The sequence below is a fragment of the Streptomyces sp. NPDC060198 genome, assembly GCF_042728415.1.
Classification (GTDB): Bacteria; Actinomycetota; Actinomycetes; order Streptomycetales; family Streptomycetaceae; genus Streptomyces.
In genome coordinates, this window is sequence record NZ_JBHWZJ010000147.1 from 1 (window position 1) to 16,663 (window position 16,663).

Annotated in this window: 8 protein-coding genes; 1 reads left to right on the plus strand and 7 read right to left on the minus strand. The window is 70.5% G+C overall.

Features of this window, described 5'->3' with window-relative positions; translation table 11 throughout:
* Positions 1-101: 101 nt before the first annotated feature.
* The 7 genes from ACFWEP_RS19105 to ACFWEP_RS19135 form a co-directional block, all read right to left on the minus strand.
* On the minus strand, positions 102-2,804 hold the full coding sequence (locus tag ACFWEP_RS19105) for an amino acid adenylation domain-containing protein (RefSeq protein WP_387371466.1): 2,703 nt from the start codon (positions 2,802-2,804) through the stop codon (positions 102-104).
* The gene (locus ACFWEP_RS19110) at positions 2,788-9,726 is read right to left on the minus strand and encodes an SDR family NAD(P)-dependent oxidoreductase (RefSeq protein WP_387371467.1); all 6,939 of its coding nucleotides are present in this window, start codon (positions 9,724-9,726) and stop codon (positions 2,788-2,790) included. Before ACFWEP_RS19110 ends, ACFWEP_RS19105 begins: the two co-directional genes overlap by 17 nt.
* Positions 9,719-11,809, minus strand: a complete 2,091-nt coding sequence (locus ACFWEP_RS19115; RefSeq protein ID WP_387371468.1) for a beta-ketoacyl synthase N-terminal-like domain-containing protein — start codon at positions 11,807-11,809, stop codon at positions 9,719-9,721. Before ACFWEP_RS19115 ends, ACFWEP_RS19110 begins: the two co-directional genes overlap by 8 nt.
* Complete coding sequence (locus ACFWEP_RS19120; protein WP_387371469.1) at positions 11,806-12,939, minus strand: cytochrome P450; 1,134 nt, start codon at positions 12,937-12,939, stop codon at positions 11,806-11,808. Before ACFWEP_RS19120 ends, ACFWEP_RS19115 begins: the two co-directional genes overlap by 4 nt.
* A 690-nt stretch (positions 12,940-13,629) precedes the next feature.
* Positions 13,630-14,847, minus strand: a complete 1,218-nt coding sequence (locus ACFWEP_RS19125) for a beta-ketoacyl-[acyl-carrier-protein] synthase family protein (RefSeq protein ID WP_387371470.1) — start codon at positions 14,845-14,847, stop codon at positions 13,630-13,632.
* 192 nt (positions 14,848-15,039) lie between these two features.
* Positions 15,040-15,192 carry a hypothetical protein gene (locus tag ACFWEP_RS19130; protein ID WP_387371471.1) on the minus strand — a complete coding sequence of 51 codons (153 nt, stop codon included), beginning with the start codon at positions 15,190-15,192 and terminating at the stop codon, positions 15,040-15,042.
* 172 nt (positions 15,193-15,364) lie between these two features.
* Positions 15,365-15,868 carry a transposase gene (locus ACFWEP_RS19135; RefSeq protein ID WP_387371472.1) on the minus strand — a complete coding sequence of 168 codons (504 nt, stop codon included), beginning with the start codon at positions 15,866-15,868 and terminating at the stop codon, positions 15,365-15,367.
* Positions 15,869-16,179: 311 nt separating this feature from the next.
* Here ACFWEP_RS19135 and ACFWEP_RS19140 point away from each other — a divergent pair.
* On the plus strand, positions 16,180-16,663 hold a 484-nt coding region (locus tag ACFWEP_RS19140), incomplete at its 3' end, for an ATP-binding protein (RefSeq protein WP_387371473.1).

Sequence of the window (16,663 nt, forward strand, 5' to 3'; positions counted from 1 at the left end):
GGTTCGGTGCGGACGTCGCCGTTCGCACCGAACCCGGACGGCCCTCACTCGTTCGGGATCACCCCACCGTGAATCCTGTCACCGACCTCCGTGGCCGGCCCTCAGGCAGCCGTGCCGACTCCTTGCAGAATATGGTGCAGGCATGCCGCGACGGCTTGCACCTGAGGGGGCTTGAGCACGGTGTAGTGGTCACCGGGGACGGTGACCACCTCGAAGGTGCCACGACACAGGGCGCGCCAGCTGTCGGCCGTTTCGAGGGTGGCGCCTGACTCGGCCCGCAGGAACTGGATCGGCCCGTCGTACTCGGCGGGGCGGTAGCCGTGGAGTGCCCGTGCGTTGCTCGTGAACCGGGCGACGACGTCCTCGAACTCAAGCCGCCCGATGTCGGTGGGCAGGATGCCGCGCGAGCGCAGCGTCGCGAACAGTCCGGCCGAGGAGACGGCGGCGCCGACGGGGGGCCGGCTGTCCGTGGCCTCGCCCTGCCAGGGCTTGCCCGTCAGCGCGGCCAGGTCACGGCCCAGCCAGTCGAGCAGCTCCGCCTCGTCGATCGGCCTGCGCAGCCCCTGCGGGGTCTCGATGACGTCGATCGCGGTCACGAGGTCGACGGTGTAGCCGAGCGCGGTCAGCTCACGAGCTGTTTCGATGGCGAGGAGGCCGCCCATGGACCAGCCACCGAGCCGGAAGCGCTCCCCGGGCACCTCGCGCACGATCGCCTTGGCGTAGTCGACGGCCAGTTCCTGGAGGGTGGGCGCGATACCCGGCCCGCCCGGTGACTGAAGCGCGTAGAAGGGCTGGTCGTCGCCGAGCAGCCGGGCGAGCTCGGCGTAGCAGAGCACGTCGCCGCCGATGGGGTGAGCGAAGACGAGAGGGACGGCCGTGCCGGTAGTGCGGATGGGGACCAGCGGGGCCCGTCGGGCGGTCCGCCCCCCGTCCTCGCGCCGGTCCCTGAGTTCCTGTGCGAGGGCGCGAATCGTCGGCGCGCCGAACAAGGCGGACACGGGTATCTCCACTCCGCTCTCGGCCCGCAGGACGGAGACGAGGCGGACAGCCTGGAGTGAATCGCCGCCCAACTCGAAGAAGTTGTCCGTGACCGAGAGGGCGGGCACCTCGAAGAACGTGCTCCAGAGTGACAGGAGGAATTCTTCCTCGATGTCCTCCGGCAGCGCGGCTTCGTCCGACGCCGACGCCGACTCCATACGCCGGGTCGTGGCCAGGGCCGCGCGGTCCACCTTTCCGTTGCTCGTGAGCGGGAAGGACTCCCGTACGGAAATGGCCGCAGGCACCATGTAGCGAGGCAGGGCGTCCCCGGTGAGCCGCTTGAGGTCCGCTTCCGTGAGGCGAGAGCCCGGTGCGAGCATGACGTGTGCGGCCAGACGGGTCCGGCCGCGGTCGCCCTCGGCGGCGACCACGGCATTGGTGACGCCGGGGCAGCCGAGCAGTGCGGCCTCCACGTCGCCCAGTTCGATGCGGTGGCCACCGATCTTGACCTGGGTGTCCTCCCGGCCAAGGAACTCGATCTCGCCGCTCGGTAGAAGCCTGCCCAAGTCGCCCGTGCGGTACAGGCGTTCACCGTGAGGTCCGGTGACGAAGCTCTTCGCGGTGCGCTCCTCGTCGCCGAGGTAGCCGCGCGCGACACCGGCGCCCGCGATGCAGATCTCTCCGGGGACCCAGCACGGCCGGGGACGCAACAGACCGTCCGCCACGAAGACCCGCTGATCGCGCATGGCCGTTCCGTACGGGATGGACGTGAGCGCGGCGTCCGACGTCGTGATGCGGTGCCAGATGGACCAGATGGCAGCCTCGGTGGCACCGCCGAGGCTCCACAGTGCCGCGTCCGGGAAGTGCTGCCGGATGTCGTCCGGCAGGGCCACGGGGATCCAGTCGCCACTCATCAGCACGGCGCGCAACGGAGGCAGCCCGGACACGCCGGCGCCGGAAGCCAGATGGGCGGTGAGCATGGACATGAGCGCCGGGACGCTGTTCCAGACCGTGACGCCGTGATCGGCCATGAGGCGCAGCCACTCGACGGGCTCGCGGGCGTCGGCGGGCGAGGGAAGGACCACGCAGGCGCCGGCCGAGAGCGGGCCGAAGATGTCGTACACGGAGAGGTCGAAGTGCAGCGCGGAGAGCGCCAGCACACGATCCCCCTCGGTGAGTGACAGTTCGTCGTTGACGTCCAGGACGGTATTGACCGCCGAGCCGTGCTCGATCATCACGCCCTTGGGGACCCCGGTCGATCCGGAGGTGTAGATGACGTACGCGAGGTCGTGCGGCGACACCGGCACGCGCGGGGGCGTCGGTCTGTCCGGTGTGCCGCCGGTGGAGCCGTCGACATCGAGGACCGTCACGGAGGTGGGCCAGTCGACACTCCCACTCAGCCAGGGTTGCGTCAGGACCGTGGTCACGCCCGCCGACGCGAGCACGGCGGACAGCCGCTTGACGGGCCAGGCCGGGTCGACGGGTACGTAGGCCGCTCCGGCGCGCAGCACACCGAGGCACGCGACGACCTGTTCCCAGCCCTTCTCCATGACCACGCCGACGAGGGCGCCGTGGACCACGCCGGCGTCCGCGAGCAGGCACGCGGCGTGGGCGGACTCGGCATCGAGCTCCGCGTAGGAGAGGGAGCGGGACTGGCTCACGACGGCGACGGAACGCGGGGTGCGCGCCGCCTGCTCCTCGAACCCACGGTGCAGAAGGAAATCCTCGGCGAATTCCCCGTCGAACGTCCCATCCGATACGGACGAGAATTCCGCGGAGTCGGACCATGCGGGGGCCAGCCAAGCGGAATTAACAACAGAGTTCACGAATCAGCCTTTCATACGCCGCAAACATGTCATCGACGACACCCGTCGGGAATACTTCTTCCACCACGTCCCAGTTCAGGATCAGACCGCCGTTCTCTTCGAACGCCGTGTGATCGAGAATCACTTGGGGGGTGCGCACGCCGCTCCAGACCGGCGTGCCGCTCTCGCCCATCCGGCACAGGGCGCCGACCGGGCCCGCCGCCGCGCCCTTGGACGAGGCGCCGCCGATCGTGCTGTTGAAGACAACGGGCATGCGCGCTTGTCCCGCTCCCGCGTCCAGGCGGCCGAGGTCGCGCAGCACGTCGAGGCCCGTGTACGCGGTGTGCTCCATGTCGAGGATGAGCTGCCGCTGGATTCCGGCGGCGACGTCCTTGAACGCCGCTTTCCGGTCCACGTGCACCTCGAGCAGACTGGTGGAGGAGAAGTTGCCCACGGTCTTCGACATGTCCTCGTCGGTGAGGCCCGAGCGGTGGGAGACCAGAACATTGACGGTGAAGTCGGGCGACTTGGACCAGCGGGCGAGCACCTGGCAGTAGGCGGCGAGGATCGCGCCCGACGAGGTCACCCCGGCCGCTGCCGCGTTGCGCTTGAACTGCTCCCACTCCGGGGTCTCGACGCGCAGGAAGCGGTTGGTGAAGACCGGCTTGGCCACCTCGCCCAGCCGTACGGCGAGCGGCAGTTCGGGGGCGGGCGGCAGCGAGGCAGCCCGGGAGCGCCAGTACTCCCTGCTCGGCTCCATCTCCTCCGACTCGCCGAACGCGCGCACCTTCAGAACGTGGTCCTTGAAGGAGCCGCCGGGCCCTTCGAGGATGCAGGCCGGGTCGTGGTAGAGGTCGGCCCACTCCTGGAACAGCAGGGCGCTGCTCCCGCCGTCGGAGATCAGCACGTCGATGCCCACGTGGAGCCGGGTGACGGTGTCGTCGACGTGGGTGGCCCGCACGACGAAGAGCGGCCAGGACGCCGTGTCGAAGGTCTGCGCCTTGAGCTCCTCGCGCAGGGCGGCGAGCCGCTGCGCCCGCTCCTCGGTGGTGAGGTGGCGCAGGTCCTCGACCGGGATGGCGTACTCCGGGGTCCGGGAGAGGACTCGTTGGCCGCCCGCGGGGTCGAACACGGCCCGCAGCATCTCGTGCCTCTCGACGAGCCGGCGCAGGGCGCGTTCGGCGGCGTGCACGTCGAAGCGGGCAAGGTCGACCTCGACATAGAGATACGTCGATACATTGCCGAGCTCGAAGTCGCCCTTGCGGCCCGCCAGATATGCCTCCTGCAGCTTGGTCAGCGGGAACGGCTCAGAGGCGACGGCGTTCCACTCGCGCGCCGAGCCGGGGCCGCCGGGCGGGGCCGATCGGGTATCGGTGCCTGTGCCTGTGCCTGTGCCGGTGAAGGTGCCCGTACTGGTGACAGTGGCACTGGGCAAGGGCGCCGAAGGTGCCGCGTCCACTGCCTCTTCGCGGGCCGGTGCGAACTGCTCGACGACGTGCTGCGCCAGCGACTCCGGAGTCGGGAAGTCGAAGACCACGGTGGCGCCGAGCCGCGTGCCGAGCTTGCGGCCGAGCCGCACCCTCAACTCCATCGAGGTGAGCGAGTCGAAGCCCATCTCGTAGAAGGACTGCTGGGCGTCGACCTTGCTGGGCGGGAGGCCCAGGAGCCCTCCCACGCAGACCTTCACCAGCGTCAGCAGCCCGACGACCTTCTGGTCGTCCGAGGCGTCGGCCGACTTCAGGAGGGCGAGGACGTCGACGGCCTCCGTGGAGTCGTTCCCTGCCCCCGGAGTGAGAGCGGAGTCCCGCTGCTCCGGCGTGGAGCTCGCCTGGGCGAGGCTGGGCGCCTTCGGCGTCGCCGACTCGCTCGGCTTGTTCAGGCGGCGCACCGGGGCGGCCGACGCAGCGGCGCCCGCGCGCCGAAGGGCGGCGAGCCCGCCGAGCAGGAACGGACCCTCGTACGCGCCCTCGGCCCCCGACTCCTCCGGCACAGCCAGGCGCGCGCCGACCAGAGCCGCCGGTCCGCTCCCGAACGCGCAGTCGAAGAGCCCCAGTCCCTCGGCGACCTCGAACGGGGCCACGCCGTTGCGGCGCAGGCGCAGCAGGTCGCCCTCGCTGAGGTGGCCGGTCATGCCCGTCGCCTGGGCCCACAGGCCCCAGGCGACCGAGTTGGCGGGGCGCCCCCGGGAGCGGCGCCAGTGGGCGAATTGGTCCAGGAAGGCGTTGGCGCCCGCGTAGTTGGCCTGGCCGGGCCCGCCGAGCACGCCGTACAGCGAGGAGAACAGCGTGAAGAAGCGCAATTCGTCCCCGGCCGTCGCGGCGTCCAGGTGCAGGGCCGAGTCGACCTTGCTCCGCAGCACCCTGTGGAGCTGGTCCTGCGTCATGTTCGAGACGATCGAGTCGTCGAGCACGCCGGCGGCGTGCACCACACCCACGATCGGGCGCTCGGAACGCACCTGGGCGAGGGCCTTCTGGACGTCCAGCGCGTCCGATACGTCCGTGCGGAGAATCCGAACCCCGGCGCCAAGAGACGTCAACTCCTGGCAGAAAACGTCGATGCCGGACGCTTCGCTGCCGCTTCGGCTCAGCAGTACCAGGGAGCGCGCGCCCCACCGGGTCACCAGGTGGCGCGCCAGTTCGCGGCCTATGGTCCCGGTGCCGCCCGTGATGACGACGGCACCGTCACCGAGTTCTGGCAGGTCGGGCTCGGCCGCCGGATGCGGGGCGAGCTGCGGACGCAGTATCCGCCCGGAACGGACGGCGAGTTGTGCATCCGTGCGCTTCAAGGCGGCTTCGAGCGGCGCAGGTCGGGCGCAGTCGGGGGTGCTGATGTCGATGATCCTGAACTGCCCCGGGTGCTCGGTCTGGGCGGAACGGACCATCCCCCAGAGCGCGCTGGAGCCGAGGTCGAACGCGTCGTCGCCGGGCGTCGCGACCGCGTCCCGCGTCACGCAGGTCAGCAGTACGCGGCCTTCCAGCTCCGGTGCGTCCAGCCAGCGGCGTACCGTCTTCAATGCCCAGGACGCCGAGGCGTGGACCTGCTCGTCGACACCACCCGTCACGGTGGGGGCCGCGAGCACGACCTGCCAGGTGCCGGGCAGGCCCTTCACCACCATCATCGCCTCGTCGAAGGTGGCGACGGCTATCCCCCCGCGCGCGGTCTCGCGCAGCGCAGCGGAGAGTGGTCCGTCATCACCGGCGACCACGCACAGGCGGTACTCCTGGCCGTCCGCATCGGAGACCTCGTCCCACGCCATCGCGTACAGCGAGGCCGCGTCGAGGTCCGGCGCGGCCCCGGGCAGAGCCAGGCCACGGACCACCATGCGGTCGACGGACAGCAGCACGTGGCCGTCGTCGTCGGTCAGCGTGAGGGTGATCGCGTCCGGAGCGACCCGGCGTGCGACGGCGTAGCACTCGTCGGCGGCGGTCGCCTCGGAGTCGACACCGATCCGTACGCCACTGAAGACGAACGGCACGGAGATGTTCCCGGTGGCGGCCTCGCCCAGCAGACCGCAGCGCACCGCGGCGTGCAGCGCGGCGTCCACCAGGGCCGGGTGGATCGCGAAGCCGCGGTGGTTGACGCGTGCCCCCGCGGGCAGTACGACGCGGGATCGGACCCAGTCCTCGTGGTGCTCGCCGGAACGCACGCCCTGGAACGCCTCGCCGTACCCGTACCCGAGGTCCAGCAGATCCTGGTACAGGCCGTCGACGGCGAGCTCGGCGGCACCGGGCACGACGGACACGTCGGCCTTGAGCGGTGTCGTGGCGGTCCGCGGTCCGGCCAGGAGCCCGTCCGCGTTGCGCAGCCAGGAGCCCTCGCCCACCGGGCGGGAGAAGATCGCAGCCGGTCGCGCGGCCCCACCGCCTTCCGGTGGCGCGGGCTCGACGGACACCTGGATGTCGACGGGGGAGCCGTCCATGGGGAGCAACAGCGGATCACGGAGCAGCAGTTCGTCGAGGCCGTCGCAGCCGAGCTCACGGCCCGCGGACAGCAGCAGCTCCGCGAAGGCAGTGCCCGGCAGCAGTGCCGTGTCCTTGACCCGATGGTCCATGAGCCAGGGGTGGCTGCGCAGCGAGAGGCGGCCGCTCATCAGGACTCTGCCGTCCGCGGACTCGACGACGGAGGAGATCCACGGGTGCTCGCCGTCGGCGAGCGGGGCAACGGGCCTGAGACGGCCGCGGTCACCCCGGGCGGAGCGGCCGGAGGTCATACCGTCCGTCTGCGACGGCAGCCAGAACCTGACGCCCTCGAAGGGGTACGTGGGCAGGTCGGCCGGGACCGTACGGGCCGGGGCGTGGACGGCACGCAGCACGTTCCATTCGACGGAGTGCCCCTGGACGTACGCCTCGGCCGCGGCTGTCATGAACCGCTCGTACGCTCCCTGGTCGCGCTTGAGGGTGGCGCAGACCGGGGCGTCCTCGTCGGCCTCGCGCAGGATGGACTCCAACGAGCCCAGCAGGACGGGGTGCGGGCTGATCTCGATGAAGGCGTCGTAGCCGTGCGACGTGAGCTCCGCGATGGTCTCCGCGAATCGGACCTGGCCGCGCAGGTTTCGGTACCAGTATTCGGCGGCCATCTCCTCGCCCCGGATCGGGCGGGCCTCGACCGTCGAGAAGACCGGTACCGCCCCGGCCGAGGGCACGATCCCGTCGAGCTCGGCCATGATCTGGTCCTGGAGCTCGGCCATGACGGGGGAGTGCGATGCGCACTTGGCCGGCACCCGGCGCGCGTACACACCCCGGTCCTCGCAGAGGTCGAGCAGGCGCTGGATGCCGGGCTCGTCATCGCCGGACAGGATGACGAACTCGGGCCCGTTGGTGGCCGCGAGGACAAGGTCGGCATCGGCTTCGGCCACGAGCAGCAGGGCCTTGTCCTGCGAGACGGCGACGGCCGCCATGCCGCCGCGGCCCGATTCCTCCAAGATCCGGCTGCGGCCGGCCACGACGCGGGCCGCGTCCGACAGGCTCAGGGTTCCGGCCAAGGCGGCGGCCGCGACCTCGCCCTGGGAGTGGCCGACGACCGCGGCGGGCTCGACGCCCGCCGACCGCCACAGCTCGGCGAGCCCCAGCATCATGGTGAAGAGCAGTGGCTGGATGACATCGGTGCGTTCCAGGTCGGTCTCCCGGTCGTCGCCGGACAGGACCGCCATGAGGTCGTAGCCGAGGTGCGGCTCGAACGCGGCGACGCACTCCTCGACGCGGAGCCGGAAGACCTCGGACTCCTCAAGGAGCCGCGCGGCCATGCCCGGCCACTGCGAGCCCTGCCCGGGGAAGACGAACACCGGGCGCCGGATGCGCCGTGCCTCACCCCGTACGACGGCGGGGTCCTCCTCCTGGCCGGCGAGTGCGCCGAGTCCGGCGAGGAGCTGGTCGCGGTCCCTGCCGACCACGACGGCGCGATGGTCGAAGTCCTCGCGCGCGGTGGCGAGTGCGTGCGCGATGTTCGGCACGGGGTCGGCGCCGGACGCCAGCTTCTCGGCGACGGCCGCGGCATAGGCGCGGAGCGCGGACGGGGTCTTGGCGGAGATCTTCAGGAGGTCGACGCCGGGGGCGAAGGAGCCGCCGGCCTCCGTTCGCGGCGCCTCGACGCCGCCGGGCCCTGGCGCCCGTACTACCTCCGGGCGCTGTTCCTGGGGCTCGGGGTCCCAGCTCTCCAGGATGACGTGGGAGTTGGTGCCGCTGACGCCGAACGAGGACACGGCGCAGCGCCGCACCCCGTCCCGGGTGGTGGGCCAGGGGCGGGCCTCGCGGAGTACGTCGACGGACGCCGACCAGTCCACATGAGAGTTGAGAGCGCCCTCGACATGGAGCGTCTTGGGCATGGTGGCGGCCCTCATCGCCGTCAGGCACTTGATGACGCCGCCGACGCCGGCCGCGGCCATGGAGTGGCCGACGCTCGACTTGAAGGAGCCGATCCAGACCGGCTCTTCGCGCTCCCCCTGACCGTATGTCGCCTGGATGGCATTGGCCTCGATGGGGTCGCCGAGCTTGGTGGCGGTGCCGTGCGCCTCGACCAACTGGATGTCACCGGGCCGCAGGCGGGCGTCCGCGAGGGCCTGGTTGATCACCTTGACCTGGGCGCGGCCGTTGGGTGCCGTCAGGCCGTTGCTCGCGCCGTCCTGGTTGACCGCCGAGCCCTTGATCACGCCGAGGATGCGGCGCGCCAGGCGCTTCGCCTTCGACAGCGGCTCCAGGACCAGGACACCCGCACCCTCGGCCCACACGGTGCCGTTGGCGGTGTCCGCGAAGGTCCGGCAACGCCCGTCCGGCGACAGGGCGCCCTTGCGCGCGTAGTCGACGAACATGCCGGGCCCCGCAAGCACGGTGCAGCCGCCGGCCAGGGCGAGGTCCGTCTCGCCGTTGCGCAGCGAGCGGACCGCCTGGTGGATCGCGACTCCCGAGGAGGAGCAGGCAGTGTCGAAGGTGATGGCCGGGCCTTCGAGGCCGAGCAGATACGAGATGCGCCCGGACGCGACACTCGGCGAGGTGCCGGTGCCCATGAAGCCTGCGGTCTCGTCCTGCCACTTCCACAACGGCTGCCCGTACTCATTGGGCATGACGCCGACGAAGACGCCGGTGCGCGAGCCCTTGAGGCTCGACGGGACGATGCCGGCCCGCTCGATCGACTCCCAGGCGACCTGGAGGAGGATCCGTTGCTGCGGGTCCATCGCGATCGCTTCGGCGGGTCTGATGCCGAAGAACGCCGCGTCGAAGGTGTCCGCGTCGTGCAGGAACCCGCCCTGGCGGACGAAGCTCGGGTCGTACAGTTCCTCGGTGTGCCAGTCGCGGTTGTCGGGGAATTCCCCCACACCGTCTCGGCCTTCGGACACCAGCTCCCAGAGTCGGTCGGGGCTGGTTATGCCGCCGGGATAGCGGCACGCCATACCGATGACAGCGATGTCATCGTGTCCGTCGGCGCTGTTGCCCATGTCGTGTTCAGCCACGCCGCGTCTCCGTCTTCTCCATCAGGGTGTTCACGTATGTCGCCAATTCGTTGATCGTCGGGTAGTCGAAGAGCGTCGTGTCCGGGAGCTCGAGGGCGGTCGCGGTGGAGATCCGGTCGAGGAGTTCGAGGAGTGTCATCGAGTCGATGCCCGTGTCCTGGAACGTCCGGTCCGGGTCGATCCGGGAAGTCGATCCGCCCAGGACCGCGAAGAGTTCGTCCTCGAGGAAGGTGCGGGTCAGCCAGAGGCGGTCGGCGGGGCTGGGTGCGGCCGTCCAACGTTCGGCGAGGGTGGGGGGTGCGGCGGTCTCGGATGCCTGAGGCGCCTGTGCGCTCTGGGCCGTCCGGCAGGTGGTCTCCCACGCGAAGGTCTCGCGTTCGAAGGGCGCCGTCGGCAGGCCCGGCACCCTGCGCGCACCCAAGCCCAACCTCTCGCGAATCCGGGTGATATCACCCATGTACGCGTACTCCGCGGCGAGCGCCACCAGTGACTCGCGGGCGGGCCCCGTCTCCTTCAACCAGGTCTCGGGAACGGCGAGCCCCTGCCCCGCGGCGGCCTTCTCCAGGCCGAGCCTGATCTCCGCCCAGTCGCCGCCGAGCACCGCGGCCCGGTGTTCGCCCTGGGCACGGTGGGCCAGCGTCCACGCCGCATCGGCCACGGAGCGCCGGCCGGTGGGGAGGGAGTGGTCCAGAAGGGCACGGGCCAAGCCCTGGACCGCCTTCCTCGACCGACCGGAGAGGCACCAGACGGCGTCCTCGCTCTCCTGGTCACCGCGCTCGGCAGAGCGCGGGTCGGCGGCTGTCGACGGCGCGCCGGTCAGCACCACATGGGCGTTGGTACCGCCCATGCCGAGCGAGCTGACGCCCAGGGCGTCGGCCCGGGTGAAGGAGTACTCCTCGCCCCGCGTGACGACGCGGATGTTGAGCTCTTCCAGGGATACCCCGGGCGGGCTCTTCTCGAAGTTGAGACTCGGCGGCACGTGTCCGTGGTGGAGGGCCAGGCAGGCCTTGATGAACCCGGCGATACCGGCGGCCGACTCCAGGTGCCCGATGTTCGTCTTCACCGACCCGACCCGCACGGGGTCGCCGGGCGGGCGCCCGCTGCCGACCGCCGCGCCGACCGCCCGCGCTTCGACGGGGTCGCCGGCGGGCGTGCCCGTCCCGTGCAGTTCGACGTAGGCGATATCACCGGCGTGCACGCCTGCGGCCGCGTGGGCCGCCGCGATCACCTCGTGGTGAGCTTCCTGAGACGGGACCCCCGGTCCGGACCGGCCGCCGTCGTTGTTGACGGCGCTGCCGCGGATGACGCAGTAGACCGGGTCGCCGTCGCGGACCGCCGCGTCCAAGGGCTTCAGCACGACGCAGCCGCCGCCCTCGCCGCGCACGTAGCCGTTGGCCGCCTCGTCGAAGGTGTGGCACCGGCCGTCCGGTGACAGGCCGCCCCACAGCTGGATCTGGTCGGTCACCTGCTGGAGAAGGTTGAGGTGGATGCCGCCGACGAGCGCCGCCTCGCATTCGCCGAGCCGGAGCCCGGACAGGGCGCGGTGCAGTGCCACCAGGGAAGAGGACTGGCCCGTGTCGATCACTTCGCTCGGGCCACGCAGCCCGAGGACGTGCGAGACGCGGTTGGCCAGCAGGGCCCGGCTGCTGCCCATGTGGCCGAAGCGGTCCAAGTTCCCGGCGGCGAAGTAGCTCAGCCGGAAGTCGTCGGCGGCGGCCCCGACGAAGACGCCCCAGCGCGAGCCGCTCAGGGAGGAAGGGTTCAGGGACGCGTCCTCGACGGCCTCCCAGGCAAGTTCGAGGAGGATCCGCGCCTGCGGGTCCATGTGCTGGGCCTCGCGCGGCGAGATGCCGAAGAAGTTGGCGTCGAAGTCCATGACGCCATCGATGAACCCGCCGACGGTGACGCGCCCGGAGGGCCCGTGCGGGCAGTCGACCCACCGGTCCGCCGGCGCCGCGCCCACCGACGACGTACCGGACGTGAGGTTCTCCCAGAACTCGGCCGGACCAGTGGCGCCGGGAAAGCGGCAGGACATGCCGATGACGGCCACCGGCTGCGAGGGGAGCGATGCGCCGGCAGTCATCGCGCGGCCTCGGTCCCCGTCCGGCGCGGTCCGGGGCCGGGCCCGACCACGAGGCTCTTCAGGCCGCGGAAGGTCGGGCTGGCCTTCCACTCCCGCTCCTCGGCAGTCGTCAGCGACGCCAGGTCGGGGCAGCGCTCGATGAGGACGTCGAAGGCCTCCTCGGCCTCCAGCCGTGCGAGGTGCTTGCCGATGCAGTTGTGGATCCCGCCGCCGAACGCCAGGTGCTCGCGGCGCGGCTCCGTGATGGTGAAATCGTCGGGCCGCTCGAAGCGCTCGTCGTCGCGGTTGGCCGCGGCGAACGCGAGGAAGACGATAGAACCGGCGGGTATCTCCACGCCGTTGACCTCTGCCGTCTCCGTGACGTACCGGTACAGCGAGAGGTTGAACGGTGACTGGTGCCGCAGCATCTCCTCGACGGCGCGTGGTATGAGGGAGCGGTCCGCCCAGAGCTTCTCCCGCTCCAGCGGGTTGGCCTCCAGGGTCAGGAAGCCCGTCACGATGAGGTTCGCCGTCGTCTCGTACCCCGCAGCGAGCAGCGCGTACGCCTGGGCCACGGCCTCGGGGGCGTCGAGCGGGCGCGCGAGCAGGGACAGCACGTCGCCGTCATCGGCAGCGCGCTTGTGTCCGATGAGATCACTCAAGTAGCCCACCATCAACGCGGCGTCGCGTCTGAGGACCTCCGGGTCGGCGTTGCTCGTGATGGTCTGGACCCAGGAGTTGAAGGTGCCCCGGTCCTCCTCGGGCACCCCGAGGGTGCTGCAGATCACCGCGATCGAGAAGGGGAACGCGAAGTCCTGGACGAGGTCGAAGGTGTCCTGGCCGGCCACGGCGTCGAGGGTCTCTTCGGCGAGCGCGCGGATCTCGGCCCGCTTGGTGGCGATGGCCCGGGAGGTGAAGGCGCTGTTGATCGGTTTGCGGAGTGCGGTGTGCTTCGGTGGATCGTTGTTGGCCATGTTGTCGTAGAGCAGGGAGGACCGCGCCTGCGGGTTGCCCTCGCCCGGGGCGTTCGCCGCGAACAGCGGCATGGCCTCGCTGATGCTCTTGCGGAACCTCGGGTCGCGTAGGACGAATTCGACGTCCGCGTACGCGGTGATGAGCCAGGCCTTCAGATTCGGCGGGATGTAGGCCATACCCGTCTCGAGCACAATCTCGGTGGGTTTGTTCCCGGCTTGCTTGATGTCCCGGTACACGGGCTGCGGGTCCCGGTAGAAGTCATGGCCAAGACTCAGGGGACACGATGCTGCTTCGGGGAGGGGCGCTGTCATCTCAGCCTTTCATGAAATACGTGTGCGAGAGCAGGGGAAAAGGGGGCTTCGGGGAACGCGGGTCCGGCTGGCAGCGGTTCGCACGGGCGCACGGTCATGCGATGCGGCGCGCGGCGACGTGAAGGCTCACGTTTGAGCGAAGTGGACGTGATGCGGGGAGAGTTGGCTCCGCCGCGGGATGCGCGGAGTAAGGCGCTCGAAAGGGGGGCGCGGCTCGGCAGTCAGGCCCGACCCCTGGGCGCGTCGGCGCGGGGGTCGGGGCGTGAGGTGGTAGGTGTCGTGTCGTGGACACCCAAGGGTTGTCCCGCGATGCGTGGTGGAGCAGTGCGCGGCGTCGGATGCGGTGCATCGCAAGGGGCGGAGGGGCGTCCGCATACTGGATGCAGCGGGACGTTCCGACAACGCGGCGAGGTGCCGTGGCCGTCGTCGCGCACCCGCCAGGAAACGCGGGACAGCCCCTAGCCGGCTGCGACGGGTGATGGCGCCGGTGGTGGCCCCTGCGAGAGGGGCGCGTGGCGCGAGGAGGATTGGTCCGCGCGCCCGGTCATGGGCCGCTCAGGCGCGCCCGAAGACCAGCGAGACGTTGTGGCCGCCGAAGCCGAAGGAATTCGCGAGCGCGCTCTGCCACTGCCCCGAACGCGCCGAACCCGCGGCCACATCGAGTTCGACCTGGGGGTCCTGCTCCGTGAGGTTGCGGGTCGCCGGGACGCTTCCCTCGCGCAGCGCCAGGACGGAGACCATGGCACCGAGGGCGCCGGACGCGCCCAGCAAATGGCCGGTCATGGACTTCGTCGCCGTCACCACGGGGTGGGTGCCGACAGCCTGCGCGATGGCCCGAGCCTCCGCCACATCGCCCTGCGGGGTCGAGGTGGCGTGGGCGTGCACGAGCCCCACGTCCGCCCCACTCACCCCGGCGTCCCGCAGTGACTGGGACATCGCCCGGACCTGGCCCGACACGTCGGAAGCCGTGATGTGGACGGCACTTGAACTGATGCCCGCGCCCAAGAGCGCGCCGTGCGCCCGGGAACCCCTGGCCCGCGCGTGGTCGGCGCGCTCCAAAACGACCACCGCCCCGCCTTCGCCGAGCACAAATCCGTTGCGGCCCTTGTCGAAGGGGCGGGACGCGTGTTCGGGGGCGTCGTTGCTGGTGGACAGCGCCATCATCTGGGCGAAGGCGGTCAGTGGCAGCGGGTGCACGCTGGCCTCGACACCGCCCGCCACGACGACGTCCACGCGGCCGGACCTGATGAGGTCGAGGCCGAGAGCGATGGCCTCCGCGCCCGAGGCGCAGGCGCTCACCGGAGCGTGCGCCCCACCCTGTGCGTTCAGGTCCATGCTGACCCAGGCAGCGGGGCCGTTGGCCATCAGCATCGGCACCGTGTGCGGTGAGACGCGGCGCGGCCCGGACGTCTCCAGGATGTGGTTCTGCCCCAGCAGCGAGGTGACGCCGCCGATGCCCGTGCCCAGAACGACCGCGAGCCGCTCGGGCTCGACCTCGGGGGCGCCGGCGTCCGCCCATGCCTCCCGCGCGGTGACGAGCGCGATCTGCTCGGACCTGTCGAGCTTGCGGGCCTCGGTCCGCTTCAGCGAATCGGAGGGATCACCGGCCAGTTGTGCGGCGATACGGACTGGAAGTGTATCGGCCCAACTCTCTTTGAGTACACCAATTCCGTTCTCGCCTCTCTGCATTGCGGCCCAGGTGTCATTCGCGTCGACACCCAGCGGCGTCATCGCGCCAAGGCCAGTTACCCAGACATCCACTGCGTTCCACATACGGCCGCACGCTAGCCAACGGTCCAGCGGGTCCGCAAGTGACCGTGACCGGCTGCTTTTCAGGTTTAGGGGTTACCCATCCCCCTACATTCCAGGCGCCTGTTGGCGACGGATATAGGGGGGTGGGAATTGTGCATCGAGGAGTTGGGCGGGTATGGCCGACAGTGACATGCGTAAGAGCTCGTAACGCGATCATGGTCGGGTCTTCTTGGGACGCCGATAGCGGATGAGGCCGCAGGCGAGAGGGGCGGAGGCGTCGCGGAGTTCGGTGCGGCGTTCCCGGCGGACGGCGAGGCGTTTGAAGTGGTCGAGCAGGGCGAACGCCTGCTCGACGACGTGTCGCAATTTTCCGATGTCTTTGATGTTTGTTGATCCCTTACGGAAGTTGGTGATCCCTTATGGGGGATAACGGGCAGGATTCGTCGGCGACGGAGCTCGTCGCGGTGGGTGCTGGACTCGTAGCCCTTGTCGCCGAGTAAGGGCTGTCCCACAATTCGTGGTGGATCAGTGCGCGGCGTCAGGTGCGGTGCACCGCGGGGCGGAGGAGCATTCGCATACTGGATTCAGCGGGACGTTCCGACAACGCGGCGGGGTGCCGTAGCTGTCGTCGGGACCGCGTTCGTCGCAGATCAGGTGGTACTTGCTGCCTTTCTTCCGCCGGTCGACCGGTGACGGACCGGTGTCGGTGCCCTCTCTCGCGCGGATGATGGGAACCATCCATACACGCATGTGACCAGTCGGGTTCGCCGGCCGCATTCAGCTCGGCGAGCAGGACCCGGTGGAGACGGTCGAAGACCCCTGCCCGCTGCCCCGGGGCCAGGCGGTGCCGCCATGTCTGTCCTGATCCGAACCCCAGTTCCAGGGGGAGGAGTTGCCAGGCTGTGTCGTCGTGGAGGACGAAGAGGATGCCCTGGAGGCAGAGCCGGTCCGACACCGGCCTCGGCCCCGACGGCCGCTCCGGCAGCATCAGTTCGACCAGAGCCCACAACCCGTCGTCCACGATCCACGGTCGAGTGCCCACACCCTGACGAACGGCCGAATCACCACACCGGTAGCTCCCTTCACGTCATCATTCACAGGATCGTGCTAGGAGCTCCAAGGGATGAAATCACTGGGATCTGCGGGTTCCAGGGGGGTGCGGGACCGTGGGCGGTACAGGACGGCGGCGAACGCTACCCAGGTCGGCCAGGCGCGTGTCCGGGGCCCGCTCCCCCTTCCGGACCCCGTGCGGCCCGGTCTGCCGGGCAGGTGCGGACCCCGGACGTGCTTTGATCTACGTGGCCTGCGCACGGGCTGGCCGAAAGCCGACTGCCTGGAGGAGCAGCGATGGACATGGTGGAGCGATGCGGCGCGCGACATGTCATCGGTGACCTGCTTTCGCGGGTGCGGGAAGGTGCGGGCCGTGCCGTGCTCGTGACGGGGGCGCCCGGAATGGGCAAGACCGCGCTGATCCGCTATGCGCAGGAGCTCGCTGAGGAGTGCGGAGCGGTCGTCCTGACCGCCGCCGCCTCCGCGGCGGAGCGCCAACTCCCCCTTGGTGTCGTCAGTCAGCTCTTCGCGACGGCGCCGTTCCCGCCGGGCCAGGCCGTAGCGCTCGCCGAGGGTTCCGCCCCGGTCACGGCGGCCGACAGCCTCTACCGCCACCTCGCCCTCCTCGCCCAGCGTGCCCCCGTGGTCCTCACCGTCGACGACGCGCACGACATGGACGCGGCCTCGCTGCTGTGTCTCCAGCACCTGATGCGCCGGGTAGGCACGCTGCGCGTCCTCATCGTGCTCGGCGAGCGCGCGGGCGGCGGCGGTCAGGGCGGCTCCGCCC

What these genes read in the sequence shown, in the direction of transcription:
- ACFWEP_RS19115 (WP_387371468.1), bottom strand. Translation starts at nt 11,809, where the DNA reads ATGACTGCCGGCGCATCGCTCCCCTCGCAGCCGGTGGCCGTCATCGGC.
- ACFWEP_RS19125 (WP_387371470.1), bottom strand. Translation starts at nt 14,847, where the DNA reads ATGTGGAACGCAGTGGATGTCTGGGTAACTGGCCTTGGCGCGATGACG.
- ACFWEP_RS19120 (WP_387371469.1), bottom strand. Translation starts at nt 12,939, where the DNA reads ATGGCCTACATCCCGCCGAATCTGAAGGCCTGGCTCATCACCGCGTAC.